This is a genomic window from Streptococcus gingivalis (genome assembly GCF_035544715.1).
GTDB lineage: Bacteria > Bacillota > Bacilli > Lactobacillales > Streptococcaceae > Streptococcus > Streptococcus gingivalis.
The window spans coordinates 718,601-735,372 of sequence record NZ_JAYKTO010000001.1 but is presented as its reverse complement, the minus strand read 5'-3'; the positions used below and the strand labels follow the sequence as shown (position 1 = coordinate 735,372).

Below are 16,772 nucleotides of genomic sequence, written 5' to 3'. Positions count from 1 at the left end.
TATGAACCGACATGCGGTCCAATTAATTAGTCGTGGAGCTATTAACAAAATTGGAAATATGCTCTATGACTATGGAAATAGTGTCTGGCTGGCTTCGATGGGGACTATAGGAAAGACGGTATTAGGGATCTATCAAATTTCTGAGTTAGTGACAGGGATTCTCGTGAATCCTTTTGGAGGAGTGATTTCAGACCGTTTTTCTCGTCGCAAGATTTTGATGACGACCGACCTGGTTTGTGGACTCCTTTGTTTGGCGATTTCTTTTATCACAAATGATAGCTTGATGATTGCGGCTCTTATTTTTGCCAATATTGTTCAGGCCATTGCCTTTGGTTTTTCTCGACCTGCCAATAAAGCCATTATTACCGAGGTAGTAGAGAAAGACGAGATTGTGACCTATAACGCCCACTTGGAGTTAGTCTTACAGGTTGTTAGTGTCTGTTCACCTGTTTTTTCTTTCCTAGTTCTACAATTTGCCAGTCTTCATATGACCCTCTTATTAGATGCACTGACCTTTTTCATTGCTTTTGTCCTAGTGGCTTTCCTTCCGAAAGAAGAAGCTAAGGTTCAAGAGAGGAAACAGTTTACCGGGAAAGATATTTTTTCTGATATCAAGGATGGGTTAGACTATATCTGGCATCAGAAAGAGATTTTCTTTCTCTTATTAGTGGCTTCTAGCGTCAATTTCTTTTTTGCGGCTTTTGAGTTTTTACTTCCCTTCTCGAATCGTCTATACGGGGTTAAAGGAGCTTATGCGACTATTTTAACGCTGGGAGCTATTGGATCTATTCTAGGAGCGCTTGTTGCTAATAAAATGAAATCAAGTATGAAAATTCTCCTGTTTTTACTGATCATGGCAGGGGTCGGAGTGTTCATAATGGGCTTGCCCCTTCCGCCTTATCTTTCCTTTTCAGGAAATCTGGTCTGTGAATTTTTTGTGACCATTTTCGACATCCACGTTTTTACCCAAGTACAAACCAAGGTGGAAGATGATTATCTGGGGAGAGTCTTGAGCACAATTTATACCTTGGCTGTTCTCTTTATGCCCATCGCCAAAGGGTTGATGACTTGGTTGCCAAGCGTCCGTATGGAAACATTTCTCTTGATTGGAGCTGGGATTATTCTCTTTTCACTCTTGGCTCAGCTAGTAGCTAAGCAGCTTCAATCAAAAGAACAGTAGGGATCCTTTGATAAATTTGTAAACCATTATTTTTCCCAAATAGGGGACAAAATGAAAACCTCTTTCATGAACTGATACAATAGTTTCAGAAAATGAAGGAGGTTTTTTATGAATCGACATGCAGTCCAATTAATTGCTCGTGGAGCTATCGATAAAATAGGGAATATGCTCTATGATTATGGGAATAGTGTTTGGCTGGCCTCAATGGGTACGGTGGGAAAGACGGTGTTAGGGATTTATCAAATTTCGGAGTTGGTGACAGCGATACTAGCTAATCCATTTGGTGGCGTGATCTCAGATCGTTTTTCCCGTCGCAAGATTTTGATGACGACCGACTTGGTTTGTGGCCTCCTTTGTTTGGGAATTTCTTTTATTACAAATGATAGCTTGATGATTGCAGCCCTGATTGTTGCCAATATTGTCCAGGCCATAGCCTTTGCTTTTTCACGACCTGCTAATAAAGCCATTATCACAGAATTTGTAGACAAGGACGAGATTGTGACCTATAATGCCCACTTGGAGTTGGTCTTACAGGTTGTAAGTGTCAGCTCTCCTGTGTTCTCTTTCCTTGTTTTACAATTTGCCAGTCTCCATGCGACCATCTTACTGGATGCCCTGACTTTTTTTATCGCCTTCGTTCTGGTGGCATTCCTTCCGAAAGAAGAAGCCAAAGCTCAAGAGAAGAAGCCTTTTACGGGAAAAGATATTTTTTCGGATATGAAAGATGGACTAAACTACATCTGGCATCAAAAAGAAATTTTCTTTCTCTTATTAGTAGCTTCCAGCATGAATTTCTTTTTTGCAGCCTTTGAATTTTTGCTTCCTTTTTCCAATCGCCTTTACGGGGTCAAAGGAGCCTATGCGACCATCTTAACCATGGGTGCTATTGGCTCTATCATCGGAGCCTTGATCGCTAATAAATTTAAATCAAGCATGAAGGCGCTTCTCTTCTTATTGATTTTAACAGGAGTGGGAGTGCTTATGATGGGCTTGCCTCTTCCGCCTCTTCTTTCCTTTTCTGGAAATTTGGTCTGTGAACTCTTTATGACGATTTTTAACATTCACTTTTTTACCCAAGTTCAAACCAAGGTAGAAGGAGACTATCTCGGCCGGGTCTTAAGCACCATTTTTACCCTAGCCATTCTCTTTATGCCCGTAGCTAAAGGATTGATGACCTGGTTACCAAGTGTCCGTGTAGAATCCTTTCTCCTGATAGGAGCTGGTGTCATCCTATTTTCACTCCTAGCTCAAGTGGTCGCCAAGAAATTACAAGCAAAAGAAGGTACATCAGCATGAAAAAAGCACCAATCGGTGCTTTTTTAGTTGTTATCTTTGTCTTCTGCTTTAACTTCTTTCTTTTCTTCCTTCAGTTGCTTTTGAGTGCTCTTGAGTTCTTTTTTTAGGGAGAATCCCTTTGAAAAATTAACCAAGGTCATGACGAATGCACCCAAGAGGACACAGAGCAAGATCAGAATGATCAAGGGCAATTTAAATTGGACCAAGAGGAAATTTACGGTAACCGATTGCATGTTTGCAAGGGAAATACCAGCAATCAATAAAATTAAAAGTAATAAAGCAATGTAGTGTAGATTATTTTTGTTCATCATTATCTCCTTATTGTTCAGTAGGGGCCTTGCTTTTCACATCAGCGTACTCTTCCGGCTGCTCTAGGCTTAGAATCTCCTCATAAGCCGGTAGGGAAAGGTCCTTGCCATATTTATTTTTTAAAGCAGTGATCACTAGGCGATAGGCCAAATTGGCATTTCGGGACAAGATAGGACCGTGGAAGTAGCTGCCAAAGACGTTCTTGTAATGAACCCCTTCGCATCCATCTTCTTTGTTGATCCCATTTCCATAGACGACCTTGCCCAGTGGTTTTTCATCCTCAGCCAAGAAGGTCCGACCTTGGTGGTTCTCAAAACCATAATAGGTTTCGTTAAATTCTTCGTTATGGATTTTGATATCACCGATATAGCGGTTGTTGACTTGGTTGAGCGTATAGTGGCCCATAATACCGAGGCCCTCAATGCGTTTGCCAGAAGCTTCAATGTAGTATTGGCCTAGAAGTTGAAAGCCACCACAGATAGCAAGGACTACCCCATCGTCATGAATAAAGCGTTCGAGGTCTTCTTTTTTATCTGGTAGATCCTCGGATACAATGGTCTGTTCGTAGTCTTGCCCGCCGCCGAAAAAGGCGATATCGTAGGCATCAGGGTCGAACCGGTCTTTGAGAGAGACGATATCAACAGTGACATGGGCTCCAAGCTTTTCCGCAACGTACTTGAGCATGAGGATATTTCCATTGTCCCCATAGGTATTCATTAAGTTGCCATAGAGATGGGCAATGCGCAGGCTGTAGGGATACTGTGCCTGATCAGAAGATTCTAGGGAAGTATAAGTCATTAGTGCATCTCCTTTTCAATCAGGTGTTCTTGGGCCAAGAGTTCACGGAATTCTAGCATGGCTGTATAGGTAGCTAAAATGTAAGCATGAGGGGTTTCCTGTTGCTGGATACGTTGGAAGACCTCTTTTAAATCAGCCATTTCAGTGATCTGGTCAGCAGGATAGCCAGTGACCCGGAGTCGCCGAGCGATCTCAGAGTGGCGTACTCCTCCGGCGTTAATCTCTGGGATGTCCATCTGGGTGATTTGCTCAAAGTCCGCATCCCAGATCCAGCTGGTGTCGATCCCATCTGCATAATTCGCATTGAGGAGGACCGACAAGCTAAAGGAATAAGGGGCTAGTTTGATCATTTCAATGGCTTGGGTCGCACCAACTGGATTCTTAATCAGAACCAAGGTACATTCCTTATCCCCAATCTTAAAGGTTTCCTGACGACCAAAGACAGCGCGACTGCGATCAAATCCTTGCTTAATCACTTCAGGTTGAACTCCAAAGAATCCAGCAACGGAAACAGCAGCTAAGGCATTGTAGATGTTGTAAAGACCGCCGATATTGATGTGGTAGTCTTGGCCTTGAATCCGGAATTGGGAAGAGCGCTGGGTTAATGAGAGGAGGTCTGATACGGCATAAGTCAGAGGAGGCCTGTGGAAACCACAGTGCTCACAGATATAATCCCCAAGATTTGCATAGGTATTGAGCTTGTACTTGAGGATGTTGTGGCAATGCGGACAGAGGATTCCTTCCGTATTGTAATGAGCTAGTTGTGGCTCTGATTTGTCAGTATCAAATCCATAATATTGGATCGGATTGGATAAGGTCTGACTATTAAAGAGCGGACTATCACCATTTAACAAGACTGTTGCAGTTGGGACCTTGTGAATGGCATCCAAAATCATTTGGTAGGTCGTATAGATCTCTCCATAGCGGTCCATCTGGTCCCGGAAAATATTAGTGATCACAAAAAGGCTGGGCTTAATATAATCACAAATCCGAGAGAGGCTCGCCTCGTCAATTTCAAGTACCGCAATCGGTCGATTTGATTTCGAATGCTTAGCCCGTAAGAAGGTCGTTGTAATCCCAGAGATCATATTGGCCCCACTTGGATTGGTCAAAATAGGTCCAAAAGCTTCTTGGAGAATACCTACTGTTAGCGCAGTGGTCAGGGTTTTTCCATTTGTCCCTGTAATCACAACAATCTCATAGTTTTTTGCCAGTTGACTGAGAATATCTTTATCAAATTTGAGGGCTACTTTACCTGGTAGGGTTGATCCCCGCCCCATTTTTTCTAGAATAGAGCCGGAAAGCTTTCCTGCCAGAAGGCCCAAGGTTGTATTTATCTTCATAAATCATATTTTATCATAAAAAGCGTCAGAAGGTTACAGAAAAATCTGTTGAAACGTGTTATAATAGGATGATGTCTTTTAGAGAAGTGGTAGGTATGAGAATATGAATATTCAACAGTTTACAAATCCACAATTTTGGACCAGTTTGTTCCCGAATTGGTGGAGTATTATTATCAATATCATCGATATTGCCCTGGTGGCTTGGTTGTTGTATTTTTTGATCAAGGCCATCGTTGGGACCAAGATCATGATTTTGGTTCGTGGAGTTATTATCTTTTTCTTGATGCAGTTTTTAGCCAATTTCTTAGGTCTCACGACTATTTCATGGCTGATCAATCAAGTCATTACCTATGGGGTTATTGCCCTGGTTGTGATTTTCTCCCCTGAGATTCGGATTGGTTTAGAACGTCTGGGTCGAGCGACAGAATTCTTTACGACGAGTGAAGTCAGTCAGGAAGAGAAGATGGTGCAGGCCTATGTCAAGGCAGTAGCTTATATGAGCCCACGTAAGATTGGTGCCTTGGTAGCCATTCAAGGAGCCAGAACCCTTCAGGAATATATTTCCACAGGGATTCCTCTAGATGCAGAAATTTCAGGAGAATTGCTGATTAATATCTTCATTCCTAATACTCCCTTGCATGATGGAGCCGTCATTGTCCGCAATGATAAAATCGCTGTTTCTTGTGCCTACCTGCCCTTGACCGAAAATACTGGAATTTCAAAAGAGTTCGGAACGCGTCACCGCGCAGCCATTGGTTTATCTGAAGTTTCGGATGCCTTTACCTTTGTGGTATCAGAAGAAACGGGTGGGGTCTCTGTGACCTACAATGGAACCTTCCGACACGATTTAACTTTAGAAGAGTTCGAATCAGAATTGAGAGCCTTCTTGGTTCCTGAAGAGAATAAAACGATTAGTTGGAAAGAGCGTCTATTTGGGAGGGTGACAAAATGAGATCGAAAAAAGAATTTCTTTATGTTTTCGCCTCCGTCTTATTGTCCTTTATCTTGTTTATCAATGCGTCTTCCTTTAATTTTCAAAATAATAGTAGCGCTAGACAAGTCAGCTCAGAGACCTACACCAATACCTTGACCAATATTCCAATTGATGCCAAGTATAATGACAAGACATACTTTGTCAGTGGGTTGACATCAGAGCTAACGGTCTTTCTGAAAGGTTCAAACCGGGTTGCTCTTGCTAGTGAGATGCAACCGGGCACTCGGAAGTTTCGTGTGGTAGCAGATCTTCGTAAGGCCAAGGAAGGTACCGTTGAAGTGCCGTTGATTATAGAAGATCTTCCAGCCGGTTTGACAGCAACTGTAGAGCCTCAGAAAGTTACAGTAAAAATCGGGAAGAAAGCGAAAAAATCATTTGCTGTCAGGGCTACGATCCCGGACAATCAAATTGTGGATGGGATAACAGTAACGGATATTTCTCTTGAAACAACTAAGGTGGAAGTGACGAGTGATCAAGAAACCTTAAGTCGCATTGATCATGTCGAAGCTGTCTTTCCATCTAGTGAGATCATTAGTGGGAATTATAGCGGAACCATTTCCTTAAATGCAGTAGATGCCCAAGGAAATGTTCTACCAGGTCTGGTCAAGCCGAGTGAAACACGGATTCAAGTGACCACAAAGAGTAGTTCGTCTACGTCAAGCTCTAGCAGTTCGTCGTCGACCTCTTCCAGTTCAAGTAATTAGAAAGTAAAAAGGTAATAAAGAATGGGTAAATATTTTGGAACGGACGGTGTCCGCGGAGAAGCAAATGTAGAATTAACACCAGAATTGGCCTTTAAATTAGGCCGTTTCGGTGGTTATGTGTTGAGCCAACATGAAGAAGAAACACCCTTGGTGTTTGTTGGACGTGATACGCGTATTTCTGGTGAAATGCTGGAGCATGCTTTGATCGCTGGCCTCTTATCAGTTGGGATTCGCGTTTATAAGTTGGGTGTGATTGCAACGCCAGGTGTTGCCTATCTGGTTCGTACGGAAAAAGCCAGCGCCGGCGTTATGATTTCTGCTAGCCACAATCCAGCCTTGGACAATGGCATCAAATTCTTTGGTGGTGATGGTTTCAAATTGGATGATGATCGCGAACTTGAAATTGAAGCCTTGCTTGATGCTGCTGAAGATACCCTTCCACGTCCAAGTGCCCAAGGTTTAGGAACGGTCATGGAATATCCAGAAGGCTTGCGTAAGTATCAAGAATTCCTTGTATCGACAGGTGTCCAACTCGAGGGCATGCACGTAGTCTTAGATACAGCAAATGGTGCAGCCTCTACTAGTGCCCGTCAAATCTTTGCAGATCTGGGAGCTCAATTGACCGTCATCGGTGAAAACCCAGATGGTTTGAACATCAATGATGGGGTTGGTTCTACTCACCCAGAGCATTTGCAAGAGAAAGTCAAAGAAGTAGGCGCAGCGATTGGTCTAGCCTTTGACGGAGACAGCGATCGCTTGATTGCAGTGGATGAAAATGGAGAGATCGTTGACGGGGATAAGATCATGTACATCATCGGTTCTTATCTTTCAAGCAAAGGCTTGCTCGAAAAAAATACGATCGTCACAACCGTCATGTCCAATCTCGGCTTCCACAAGGCATTAGATGCGAAGGGAATTCAAAAAGAAATCACAGCTGTTGGAGATCGTTATGTGGTCGAAGAGATGCGCAAGTCTGGTTACAACCTTGGTGGTGAACAATCCGGTCACGTCGTCATCATGGATTACAACACGACTGGTGATGGTCAATTAACAGGAGTTCAATTGACTAAAATCATGCAAGAAACCGGCAAGAAATTATCTGAATTGGCTGCTGAAGTAACCATTTATCCACAAAAACTCGTCAATATCCGGGTTGAAAATAGCATGAAAGATAAGGCGATGGAAGTACCTGCTATTCGTGAAATCATTGAAAAAATGGAAGCGGAGATGGCAGGAAATGGACGTATTTTGGTACGTCCAAGTGGAACTGAACCCCACCTTCGAGTGATGGCAGAAGCACCAACCCATGAAGAAGTGGACTACTATGTAGATACCATTGCTGCAGTTGTTCAAGCAGAAATCGGACTTTAACCTTGTAAAAAACATGGCTCGCAAATAGGCGAGCAGAGGAGGTATATATGAAACAGGTTCGTCAAATTGTATGGGCACTTGCCTTAGTGCTAACGATTCTATTCACAGCTGGTTTGACTAAAACAATACATGCTGCAGAAGTCTCATCATATACACAGACAGCACGTCTAACGAAAGACGGTAACACGCTAACAAATGGGAGCAAGGTGTTGACAAATGAAAAATTGTCAGCAAGTATTTATTTAGCCTTTCCAGATTCGCAAACTATTCAAGCTGGTGATACCTTAACTCTTAGTTTGCCAAAAGAATTAGCCCTCTACACAGCACTGGAATTCAATGTTCTTGAGGAAGGTCAATCAAATGGTCAGACGGTGGGGAAAGCTGTCGTTGATACAGCTAAGAAAACAGTGACCGTTACCTTTAATGATTATTTCGCATCTCATCCACTCAACAAACGAGTTGCTCTTCATTTTGATGTAAAAGTAGACTCAGAAGTAGTTACAAAAACTTCTCCAATCCAGTTTAAACTAGGAAATACAGATTTTTCATTTAATTATGAAAAAACAGCTGGAGAAGCTGGAGACTATGAGATGAAATACGGTTACCAAGATAAGTCTGATCCAACCATTATCAAATGGCGGATTCTCTTAAATGCTCGCCAAGATATGCTTCGTGGAATGGTCATTAAAGACCAATTCGGAGATGGATTAACATTGGTTGAAGGTAGCTTACGTGCGGTTCGCTATGCTCCTGTAGAAGGTGGGATCAAGAACGAAGCGCAGATCTTGAGTCTCCCAGTTCTTGATAACTTTACTAAAAAAGCTGTTTTCAATAAGAATGCAGATGGAAAGACCACTGGTTTTACAATTGAATTTGGTGATAACTACAATTGGCCAATGTATATTGAATATTCTACAAAAGTAGCTCCTGGAACGAAAGTAGGCGATATTGTCCATAATACATTAACATGGACAGCAACCAATTTCCCAGCACCGCGTAGTTTAACCCGTGAATTGAGATTGGAAACAGGATCCGGAGAGGGATTAGGTGAGAAAGATCAAACGCCACCGACACCTAGCTCAACCTCCTCATCAAGTTCTAGTTCTTCATCAAGCTCATCATCTTCAACGAGTTCTAGTTCTTCATCAAGTTCATCATCTTCAACGAGTTCCAGTTCTACATCGAACTCAACATCCACATCAAGTTCTTCATTGAAATCATCTTCATCTTCTGTTAAAGAAGAAGCCCCAAAACCTGGTAAGAAAAAAGTTCTTCCAAGTACAGGTGAAAAGATGACACCGGTGGTTCTTATCATGGGTGTCTTTCTAGCAGTTCTATCGGTTGGAGTTTTACGTGTAAGAAAAGATTCTTAATATGATCAATGAAAGATCAGACTTCTGTCTGGTCTTTTTGTGTAGGCTCGATTTGAAAAATCCCCTATTTCGTGGTAAAATAGGGCTAATGAATTTATAGTAATCGAGGTATTAGAAGTGGCTTTTGGAGATAACGGAAAACGTAAAAAAACACCATTTGAAATGATCACGATGGTGGTCATTGTGATTATGTTGATTGTAACGGTTGGTGCAATCTTTGCAACCGCAATTGGTGCTCTTTCTTACTAAGACGCACACAGAAATAAAGGAAATCATCTATTTATGAGTATGTTTTTAGATACTGCCAAGATTAAGGTCAAGGCTGGAAATGGCGGCGATGGCATGGTGGCTTTTCGCCGCGAAAAATATGTCCCTAATGGCGGACCTTGGGGTGGTGATGGAGGTCGTGGTGGCAATGTCATCTTCGTAGTAGACGAAGGCTTGCGCACCTTGATGGACTTCCGTTATAATCGGCATTTCAAAGCCCAAAATGGGGAAAAAGGAATGACCAAAGGGATGCACGGACGGGGAGCAGAAGATCTCTATGTACGAGTCCCTCAAGGAACGACCGTCCGAGATGCTGAGACTGGCAAGGTCATTACAGACCTAGTTGAAAATGGACAAGAGTACATTGTCGCACACGGTGGCCGTGGCGGACGTGGAAATATTCGTTTTGCTACTCCAAAGAATCCAGCTCCAGAGATTTCTGAGAACGGGGAACCTGGCCAGGAGCGCGAACTCGAATTAGAACTCAAAGTCTTGGCAGACGTTGGTTTGGTTGGCTTCCCTTCTGTTGGGAAATCTACCCTTCTTAGTGTCATCACTTCAGCCAAACCAAAGATTGGAGCTTATCATTTCACTACCATCGTTCCAAATTTGGGAATGGTTCGGACGCCATCAGGTGAATCGTTTGCAGTCGCAGACCTTCCTGGATTGATTGAAGGAGCTAGCCAAGGAGTCGGACTAGGAACCCAGTTCCTTCGCCACATCGAGCGCACACGAGTTATCTTACATGTTATTGATATGTCAGCGAGTGAAGGACGCGATCCTTACGAAGATTATGTTCAAATCAATAAAGAGCTTGAAACCTATAATCTTCGTTTGATGGAACGTCCTCAGATTATCGTGGCAAATAAGATGGATATGCCAGAGAGCCAAGAAAACTTGAAAGAATTCAAGAAGAAATTGGCGGCCAATTATGATGAGTTTGATGAACTGCCACAGATCTTTCCGATCTCTAGTTTGGCGCATCAAGGTTTGGACAACTTGTTAGAAGCAACGGCAGAATTGTTAGACAAAACGCCAGAATTCCTCTTGTATTCAGAAGACGAAATGGCCCAAGAAGAAGTCTACTATGGCTTTGATGAAGACCAGCCAGCCTTTGACATCAGTCGGGATGACGATGCCGCTTGGGTCTTGTCTGGTGAAAAACTTGAAAAACTCTTTAATATGACGAATTTCGATCGTGATGAAGCGGTCATGAAATTTGCTCGTCAATTGCGTGGCATGGGTGTTGATGAAGCTCTCCGTGCGCGTGGGGCAAAAGATGGCGATATTGTCCGGATCGGTAAATTTGAATTTGAGTTTGTAGATTAAGATAGATCCCCAGAGGATCAAGGATTCCAAATAAGAAGTGAGGCTTTTTCAGTGGGAGATAAACCAATATCTTTTCGAGATGAAAATGGAAATTTTGTTTCAGCAGCCGATGTTTGGAATGCTGAAAAACTAGAAGAACTCTTTAACACGCTAAATCCTAAGCGAAAATTGCGTTTACAAAGGGAAAAATTAGCAAAAGAAAACCAGCAGAAGTAAATAGACTTGGAGAATACTATGGCAAAAACAATTCATACAGATAAAGCACCCGCAGCAATTGGACCTTATGTTCAAGGGAAAATCGTAGGGAATCTTCTCTTTGCAAGTGGACAAGTTCCCTTGTCACCTGAAACTGGCGAAATCATTGGCGAAACCATCCAAGAACAAACAGAGCAAGTCTTAAAGAATATTGGGGCTATTTTGGAAGAGGCTGGGACAGACTTTGACCACGTGGTGAAAACCACTTGTTTCTTAAGTGATATGAATGACTTTGTACCTTTTAATGAGGTCTATAAAACAGTCTTTACCACAGAGTTTCCAGCTCGATCTGCTGTTGAAGTAGCACGCCTGCCACGTGATGTGAAGGTTGAAATTGAAGTTATTGCGGAAATCAAAGCCTAATAACCATTCAAAGACAAAAAGACAGAGTGGAGAGCAGGAAACTGTAGGCCACTCTGTTTTATTTATGGGAGGAGAAAATGACAGAAAGTAAGATTCAACTGGTCATGGTAACCGGGATGAGCGGTGCGGGCAAGACCGTCGCCATCCAATCGTTTGAGGATTTGGGTTACTTTACCATCGATAATATGCCACCGGCGCTCTTGCTGAAATTTATTGAGCTCATGCGTCATAGCCCGGATAACAATAAATTAGCCGTTGTTGTGGATATGCGGAGCCGTTCTTTTTTCAATGAAATTCGCACCATTTTGGATGAATTGGACAACCAAGAAGACCTCGATTTCAAGGTCTTGTTCTTGGATGCCACTGATAGTGAGTTGGTAGCACGATACAAGGAAACCCGTCGTAGCCATCCATTAGCGGCAGATGGCCGTGTCTTAGATGGGATTACCCTAGAGCGCGAACTCTTGTCCCCTTTAAAAAATATCAGTCAAAATGTGGTGGATACGACTGAGTTGACACCTCGTAATTTGAGAAAAACCATTGCAGAACAATTTGCCAGTCAAGATAATCAGCCAGATTTTCGGGTTGAGGTCATGTCATTTGGTTTTAAATATGGCCTTCCGATCGATGCTGACCTTGTCTTTGACGTGCGTTTCCTTCCAAATCCCTACTACAAATTGGAACTTCGGAATTTGACCGGTCAGGATCCAGCAGTCTATGATTATGTCATGGATCACCCTGAATCAGAGGACTTTTACCGTCATCTCCATGACTTGATCGTACCTATTTTACCGTCTTATAAACGGGAAGGTAAATCCGTTCTCACCATCGCTATGGGCTGTACCGGTGGGCAACACCGTTCAGTAGCCTTTGCAGAGCGCTTAGCGCATGATTTAGAAAAAAATTGGCAGGTCAATTGCAGTCATAGGGACAAGGACAGACGGAAAGAAACGGTGAATCGCTCATGAGAAAACCTAAAGTAACCGTTATTGGAGGAGGAACAGGGATTTCTGTTATTCTCGATAGTCTGAGAAAGAAACCGGTCGATATTACTGCTATTGTAACCGTTGCAGATGATGGTGGGAGTTCAGGTGAATTGCGGAAGAACATCCAAAAATTGACACCACCTGGAGATCTTCGAAATGTGCTGGTTGCCATGTCAGATATGCCTCGTTTTTATGAGAAGGTCTTTCAATACCGCTTTGCAGACGATGATGGCCCTTTGGCTGGACACCCTTTGGGAAACTTGATCATTGCAGGGATTTCGGAGATGCAAGGCTCGACCTATAATGCCATGCAGTTGTTAACCAAATTCTTTCATACGACCGGAAAGATCTATCCTTCCAGTGATAGTCCCTTGACCCTTCATGCCGTTTTTCAAGATGGAAAGGAAGTGGTAGGAGAAAGCCACATTGCCAACTACACCGGCATGATTGATCATGTTTATGTGACCAATACCTTTGATCAAGAGCGCCCAAAAGCTAGTAAGAAAGTGGTGGAAGCTATTCTTGAAAGTGATATGGTCGTCTTAGGTCCTGGTTCGCTCTTTACCTCGATCCTTCCTAATTTGATGATTGATGAGATTGGGAAAGCCATCCTTGAAACCAAGGCTCAGGTAGCCTATGTTTGTAACATCATGACCCAAAGAGGAGAAACCGAGCATTTCACAGACAGTGACCACGTTGCCGTTCTCCATAAACATTTGGGAGAGAAGTTCATCGATACGGTCCTTGTCAATATCAATCAGGTTCCCGCAGCTTACATGAACAGTAACAAATTTGATGAATACTTGGTGCAGGTAGAGCACGATTTCAAGGGGCTACACTCGCAAGTTCCCCAAGTGATTTCTTCTGATTTCTTGAAGTTGGTCAATGGAGGAGCCTTTCATGATGGCGAAAAAGTAGTCGAAGAGTTGATGCAGATCGTGCAGGTGAGAAAATGAGTTTTACGGTTCGTGTCAAAGAAGAATTATTGTCTCTCAAGCGATTTGAAAAGAGTGAATTGGCTGCCATTATCAAGATGTCTGGAAGTCTTGGGATTTCAATGGGGGGCTTGACGCTCTCGGTAACAACAGAAAATGCCAAGATCGCTCGCCATATCTATGAATTGTTGCATCATTTCTATGAGGCTAAATCGGATATTCGCCACCACCAAAAAACCAATTTGAAAAAAAATCGTGTTTACACAGTATTTTTGGATGAAAAGGTGGAAGAGATTCTAGCTGACTTGCATTTGGCAGATGCCTTCTTTGGGATTGAGACAGGCATTGATGCCAGTGTTTTAGAAGATGAGGTGGCTAGTCGTGCTTATCTTCGAGGAGCTTTTCTATCGAGTGGTTCCATCAAGGATCCTGAAAAAGGGAAGTACCAGCTGGAAATTCATTCTGTTTATACAGACCACGCGGAAGGAATTGCCCTTCTCATGCAAGGATTTTTACTAGATGCGAAAACCATCGAGCGGAAAAAAGGAGTGGTGACCTATCTGCAACGAGCGGAAGATATTATTGATTTTCTAATTGTAGTAGAGGCCATGCAAGCCATGCAGGAATTTGAGTCTATCAAGGTTATGAGAGAGACGCGTAATGACCTCAATCGGGCGAATAATGCCGAGATGGCCAATATTCAGCGCACAGTCACTGCTAGCATGAAAACCATTAATAATATTAGTAAAATTGTGGATACGGTCGGTCTAGGAAGTTTACCAAGTGACCTGCAAGAAGTTGCCTATATCCGGATGAACCATCCAGATTATTCTATCCAGCAGATCGCTGATAGTTTGCAACAACCTATTTCAAAAAGCGGTGTCAATCACCGCTTGCGTAAGATCAATAAGATCGCAGACGATTTAGACAAATAAAAAAGGCCAAAGGCCTTTCATAATGAGGATAAAGTCTTTTTAAAAACTTTCCTTAGGTGAGTACGGACGTCAGCGAACTTCGTAGAAGTTCCATGACTAAATCAAGATACTAAGGGCGTCTGCGGATCAAGTCAAAATAGGAAGTTTGACGCAGAAACCTTAGGTTCTAGGAAAACTTATCTTTTTGACACAAGCCGCAGCCCGTGTTCAATTCGTATTGAGCCCCTTCGCTCTTTATTTTCTGGGCTCAGGCTAAAACAGTTTCCCAAACTGTTTTACTCTCAAAACTCCCGAGTGCCTGAAACGTATTGTTTCAGGCACTTTTCTCACAGCGGAAAGTTTTTGTATTTTCTTGATTCATACTAAAAATAGGAACTCATTTTTACTTCTTTGCAGAATCGATTAACTTAAAATAGTTTGACTTCAATTTAAAAAAGGCCAAAGGCCTTTTTTATTATAAACTAGTTGAGTGCGTTGGTTGGACTTTCTTATCTGGATAGATGTAGTTGATGGCATTGTTTACGGCTGTTGGAGCTTCCCCAAGACCTGTAGCGATGAGATCAATCTTTCCTTCGTAGAAGCAGCAGTCTCCACAGGCATAAATTCCAGGAAGGCTGGTTTCTTGTTTTTGGTTCACCTTGATTTTATGGCGTTGCAATTCTACACCCCATTCTTTCAAGTTTCCGATAGAAGATTTAAAGCCATAGTTGACAAATAAGTGATCAATCGGGATAAGTTCGGTTTCATCGGATTTAACTTTTGTGATTTCAAGATGAGTGGCATGACCATTTTCGCCAATCAAGCGGCTAGGAACAAATGGTGTTTTGATGCTGACAGAAGATTGTTTGAGTTCTTCAACGCTATGTTCCAAGGCACGGAAGTTGTCCCGACGGTGAATGATTGTAGTTGGAGCAATCTTGTCAAAAGCAAGAGCCCAGTCCACAGCAGAGTCCCCACCACCAAGGACGGTCACTTGCTGTCCTTCATATTGCTGGATGTTTGAAACATGGTAGTGGACATTATCGAAGTCTTCAGCCCCCTCGATATCAAGAGCACGTGGTTTAAAGGCACCGCCACCCATGGCAATGATGACGGCTTTAGACTGATGTACCTGACGAGAAGTAGTGATAGTGAAGAGGTCGCCCTCTTTTTGAATATCCTCTACAGTTTCATTGAGGAAGATCGGTGTATCGAATCGTTTGACTTGCTCGATCAAGCGGTTGCTCAATTCTTCACCTGTTAAATTGGTAAATCCGGGTACATCGAGGATACTTTTTTCTGGATAGAGAATGGCTGGTTGTCCTCCAAGTTGAGGTAAGGAATCAATCAGTTTGACTTTAACTTGGCGCATATTGCCATAAAAAGCAGCAAACAGACCAACTGGTCCGCCCCCAACAATCGTAATATCATAAATTTCTGACATGGTATCTCCTTCAGGGTTTTCTATGTTTCCATTGTATCATAAAATAGAAAGAATGAAAAAGTCGGAAAAAAGAAATGGCATGAAGGCTAGGAAGGCTAGAAAAGTTTTAAAAGATCTTGACAGCGTCCTTAAAGTGTGATAAAATGATTAAGATTTTAGGCTTGAAGGGAGTGAAAAATATGTCAAAAACAGTAGTACGTAAGAATGAATCTCTTGACGATGCTCTTCGTCGTTTCAAACGTGCGGTTACTAAAGCTGGTACTCTTCAAGAAACACGCAAACGTGAATTCTATGAAAAACCTTCTGTAAAACGTAAACGTAAATCAGAAGCAGCTCGTAAACGTAAAAAATTCTAATTGAATACAGAAACAGACTTCGGTCTGTTTTTTGTTTTTTCTCATCCATCAAAGACAAAAAAACCGACCTTCCAGCTAGAAGATCGGATCTTTTTATCTGATTATTTGTTTGCAAGCAAGTCGCGGATTTCAGCAAGCAACTCTTCTTGAGTAGGAGCAGCAGCTTCTTCTTCGACAGCTTCTTCTTTTTTACCAAGGTTTTGAGCTTTTTCAGCAGCTTTCACTACGAAGAAAAGAACAGTACCAACAACAAGGAAGTTGATCACAGCGCTCAAGAAGCTACCGTATGCAACACCGTTCCATGACAATTGTGCAATATTTTCAACATGAGCAGCTTTCAAAGCTGGTTTCAAAATAAGTGGAGTGATGATATCGTTAACAAATGATGTTACGATAGCTCCGAATGCAGCTCCGATAACGACTGCAACAGCAAGGTCAACAACGTTTCCACGAAGGAGAAAAGCTTTCAAATCTTTTAACATATCCTATATATGTCCTTTCATAATAATTTTTTACTATGATAGTATAACGGAAAAATATGTGACTGACAAGAAA

At 42.4% G+C, this 16,772-nt stretch carries 19 protein-coding genes; 14 read left to right on the top strand and 5 right to left on the bottom strand.

Going from position 1 to position 16,772, the window contains the following annotated elements:
• Position 1: 1 nt before the first annotated feature.
• Complete coding sequence (locus SM122_RS03635) at positions 2 to 1,180, top strand: MFS transporter (protein ID WP_023917712.1); 1,179 nt, start codon at positions 2 to 4, stop codon at positions 1,178 to 1,180.
• Positions 1,181 to 1,288: 108 nt separating this feature from the next.
• Positions 1,289 to 2,476 carry an MFS transporter gene (locus tag SM122_RS03630; protein ID WP_272106484.1) on the top strand — a complete coding sequence of 396 codons (1,188 nt, stop codon included), beginning with the start codon at positions 1,289 to 1,291 and terminating at the stop codon, positions 2,474 to 2,476.
• A gap of 23 nt (positions 2,477 to 2,499) precedes the next feature.
• On the opposite strand, the gene SM122_RS03625 is transcribed toward SM122_RS03630, so the two are convergent.
• Genes SM122_RS03625 through murT form a run of 3 tightly spaced genes read right to left on the bottom strand, consistent with a single transcriptional unit; the run spans position 2,500 to position 4,926 of the window.
• Entirely contained in the window at positions 2,500 to 2,784 is a 285-nt protein-coding gene (locus tag SM122_RS03625; RefSeq protein WP_272106485.1) for a lipopolysaccharide assembly protein LapA domain-containing protein, read from the bottom strand.
• Positions 2,785 to 2,794: 10 nt separating this feature from the next.
• A complete protein-coding gene (gene gatD, locus SM122_RS03620) occupies positions 2,795 to 3,583 on the bottom strand; it encodes a lipid II isoglutaminyl synthase subunit GatD (RefSeq protein WP_324737800.1) in 789 nt (262 codons plus the stop codon).
• The gene (gene murT / locus SM122_RS03615; RefSeq protein WP_272106487.1) at positions 3,583 to 4,926 is read right to left on the bottom strand and encodes a lipid II isoglutaminyl synthase subunit MurT; all 1,344 of its coding nucleotides are present in this window, start codon (positions 4,924 to 4,926) and stop codon (positions 3,583 to 3,585) included. Before murT ends, gatD begins: the two co-directional genes overlap by 1 nt.
• A 103-nt stretch (positions 4,927 to 5,029) precedes the next feature.
• On the opposite strand from murT, the gene cdaA reads away from it, so the two are divergent.
• The 11 genes from cdaA (at position 5,030) to whiA (ending at position 14,438) form a co-directional block, all read left to right on the top strand.
• Entirely contained in the window at positions 5,030 to 5,878 is an 849-nt protein-coding gene (cdaA, locus tag SM122_RS03610) for a diadenylate cyclase CdaA (RefSeq protein WP_070673848.1), read from the top strand.
• On the top strand, positions 5,875 to 6,624 hold the full coding sequence (locus SM122_RS03605) for a CdaR family protein (RefSeq protein ID WP_324737799.1): 750 nt from the start codon (positions 5,875 to 5,877) through the stop codon (positions 6,622 to 6,624). Before cdaA ends, SM122_RS03605 begins: the two co-directional genes overlap by 4 nt.
• Positions 6,625 to 6,645: 21 nt before the next feature.
• Positions 6,646 to 7,995, top strand: coding sequence for a phosphoglucosamine mutase (glmM, locus tag SM122_RS03600; RefSeq protein WP_272106488.1), 1,350 nt, complete (start codon positions 6,646 to 6,648; stop codon positions 7,993 to 7,995).
• 47 nt (positions 7,996 to 8,042) lie between these two features.
• On the top strand, positions 8,043 to 9,368 hold the full coding sequence (locus SM122_RS03595) for an Ig-like domain-containing protein (RefSeq protein ID WP_324737798.1): 1,326 nt from the start codon (positions 8,043 to 8,045) through the stop codon (positions 9,366 to 9,368).
• A 117-nt stretch (positions 9,369 to 9,485) separates the two neighbouring features.
• Positions 9,486 to 9,617 carry a DUF4044 domain-containing protein gene (locus SM122_RS03590; RefSeq protein WP_003011566.1) on the top strand — a complete coding sequence of 44 codons (132 nt, stop codon included), beginning with the start codon at positions 9,486 to 9,488 and terminating at the stop codon, positions 9,615 to 9,617.
• 33 nt (positions 9,618 to 9,650) lie between these two features.
• Positions 9,651 to 10,964, top strand: a complete 1,314-nt coding sequence (gene obgE / locus SM122_RS03585; RefSeq protein ID WP_023917726.1) for a GTPase ObgE — start codon at positions 9,651 to 9,653, stop codon at positions 10,962 to 10,964.
• A 51-nt stretch (positions 10,965 to 11,015) separates the two neighbouring features.
• The gene (locus tag SM122_RS03580) at positions 11,016 to 11,180 is read left to right on the top strand and encodes a hypothetical protein (RefSeq protein WP_003006512.1); all 165 of its coding nucleotides are present in this window, start codon (positions 11,016 to 11,018) and stop codon (positions 11,178 to 11,180) included.
• Between the two features lie 18 nt (positions 11,181 to 11,198).
• Positions 11,199 to 11,582 (top strand): RidA family protein, encoded by a 384-nt coding sequence (locus SM122_RS03575; RefSeq protein WP_003006514.1) that lies wholly within the window; start codon positions 11,199 to 11,201, stop codon positions 11,580 to 11,582.
• Positions 11,583 to 11,659: 77 nt separating this feature from the next.
• A complete protein-coding gene (gene rapZ / locus SM122_RS03570; RefSeq protein ID WP_009732574.1) occupies positions 11,660 to 12,550 on the top strand; it encodes an RNase adapter RapZ in 891 nt (296 codons plus the stop codon).
• Positions 12,547 to 13,524, top strand: a complete 978-nt coding sequence (locus SM122_RS03565) for a YvcK family protein (RefSeq protein ID WP_003017791.1) — start codon at positions 12,547 to 12,549, stop codon at positions 13,522 to 13,524. Before rapZ ends, SM122_RS03565 begins: the two co-directional genes overlap by 4 nt.
• Positions 13,521 to 14,438 (top strand): DNA-binding protein WhiA, encoded by a 918-nt coding sequence (gene whiA, locus SM122_RS03560; RefSeq protein WP_003006525.1) that lies wholly within the window; start codon positions 13,521 to 13,523, stop codon positions 14,436 to 14,438. The genes SM122_RS03565 and whiA overlap by 4 nt, the downstream gene beginning before the upstream one ends.
• Before the next feature lie 454 nt (positions 14,439 to 14,892).
• Here whiA and SM122_RS03555 read toward each other — a convergent pair whose 3' ends face one another.
• A complete protein-coding gene (locus SM122_RS03555) occupies positions 14,893 to 15,861 on the bottom strand; it encodes an NAD(P)/FAD-dependent oxidoreductase (RefSeq protein ID WP_031573342.1) in 969 nt (322 codons plus the stop codon).
• A gap of 179 nt (positions 15,862 to 16,040) precedes the next feature.
• On the opposite strand from SM122_RS03555, the gene rpsU reads away from it, so the two are divergent.
• Entirely contained in the window at positions 16,041 to 16,217 is a 177-nt protein-coding gene (gene rpsU, locus SM122_RS03550) for a 30S ribosomal protein S21 (protein ID WP_000048054.1), read from the top strand.
• A 101-nt stretch (positions 16,218 to 16,318) separates the two neighbouring features.
• On the opposite strand, the gene mscL is transcribed toward rpsU, so the two are convergent.
• Entirely contained in the window at positions 16,319 to 16,699 is a 381-nt protein-coding gene (gene mscL, locus SM122_RS03545; RefSeq protein ID WP_031573326.1) for a large conductance mechanosensitive channel protein MscL, read from the bottom strand.
• Positions 16,700 to 16,772: the final 73 nt, after the last annotated feature.

Excerpts from the sequence above, each read along its gene's own strand:
- SM122_RS03595 (WP_324737798.1), top strand. The coding sequence starts at position 8,043 with ATGAAACAGGTTCGTCAAATTGTATGGGCACTTGCCTTAGTGCTAACG.
- glmM (WP_272106488.1), top strand. The coding sequence starts at position 6,646 with ATGGGTAAATATTTTGGAACGGACGGTGTCCGCGGAGAAGCAAATGTA.
- gatD (WP_324737800.1), bottom strand. The coding sequence starts at position 3,583 with ATGACTTATACTTCCCTAGAATCTTCTGATCAGGCACAGTATCCCTAC.
- rpsU (WP_000048054.1), top strand. The coding sequence starts at position 16,041 with ATGTCAAAAACAGTAGTACGTAAGAATGAATCTCTTGACGATGCTCTT.
- cdaA (WP_070673848.1), top strand. The coding sequence starts at position 5,030 with ATGAATATTCAACAGTTTACAAATCCACAATTTTGGACCAGTTTGTTC.
- murT (WP_272106487.1), bottom strand. The coding sequence starts at position 4,926 with ATGAAGATAAATACAACCTTGGGCCTTCTGGCAGGAAAGCTTTCCGGC.
- obgE (WP_023917726.1), top strand. The coding sequence starts at position 9,651 with ATGAGTATGTTTTTAGATACTGCCAAGATTAAGGTCAAGGCTGGAAAT.
- whiA (WP_003006525.1), top strand. The coding sequence starts at position 13,521 with ATGAGTTTTACGGTTCGTGTCAAAGAAGAATTATTGTCTCTCAAGCGA.
- SM122_RS03635 (WP_023917712.1), top strand. The coding sequence starts at position 2 with ATGAACCGACATGCGGTCCAATTAATTAGTCGTGGAGCTATTAACAAA.
- SM122_RS03575 (WP_003006514.1), top strand. The coding sequence starts at position 11,199 with ATGGCAAAAACAATTCATACAGATAAAGCACCCGCAGCAATTGGACCT.
- SM122_RS03630 (WP_272106484.1), top strand. The coding sequence starts at position 1,289 with ATGAATCGACATGCAGTCCAATTAATTGCTCGTGGAGCTATCGATAAA.
- mscL (WP_031573326.1), bottom strand. The coding sequence starts at position 16,699 with ATGTTAAAAGATTTGAAAGCTTTTCTCCTTCGTGGAAACGTTGTTGAC.
- SM122_RS03565 (WP_003017791.1), top strand. The coding sequence starts at position 12,547 with ATGAGAAAACCTAAAGTAACCGTTATTGGAGGAGGAACAGGGATTTCT.
- SM122_RS03625 (WP_272106485.1), bottom strand. The coding sequence starts at position 2,784 with ATGAACAAAAATAATCTACACTACATTGCTTTATTACTTTTAATTTTA.
- SM122_RS03555 (WP_031573342.1), bottom strand. The coding sequence starts at position 15,861 with ATGTCAGAAATTTATGATATTACGATTGTTGGGGGCGGACCAGTTGGT.
- rapZ (WP_009732574.1), top strand. The coding sequence starts at position 11,660 with ATGACAGAAAGTAAGATTCAACTGGTCATGGTAACCGGGATGAGCGGT.
- SM122_RS03605 (WP_324737799.1), top strand. The coding sequence starts at position 5,875 with ATGAGATCGAAAAAAGAATTTCTTTATGTTTTCGCCTCCGTCTTATTG.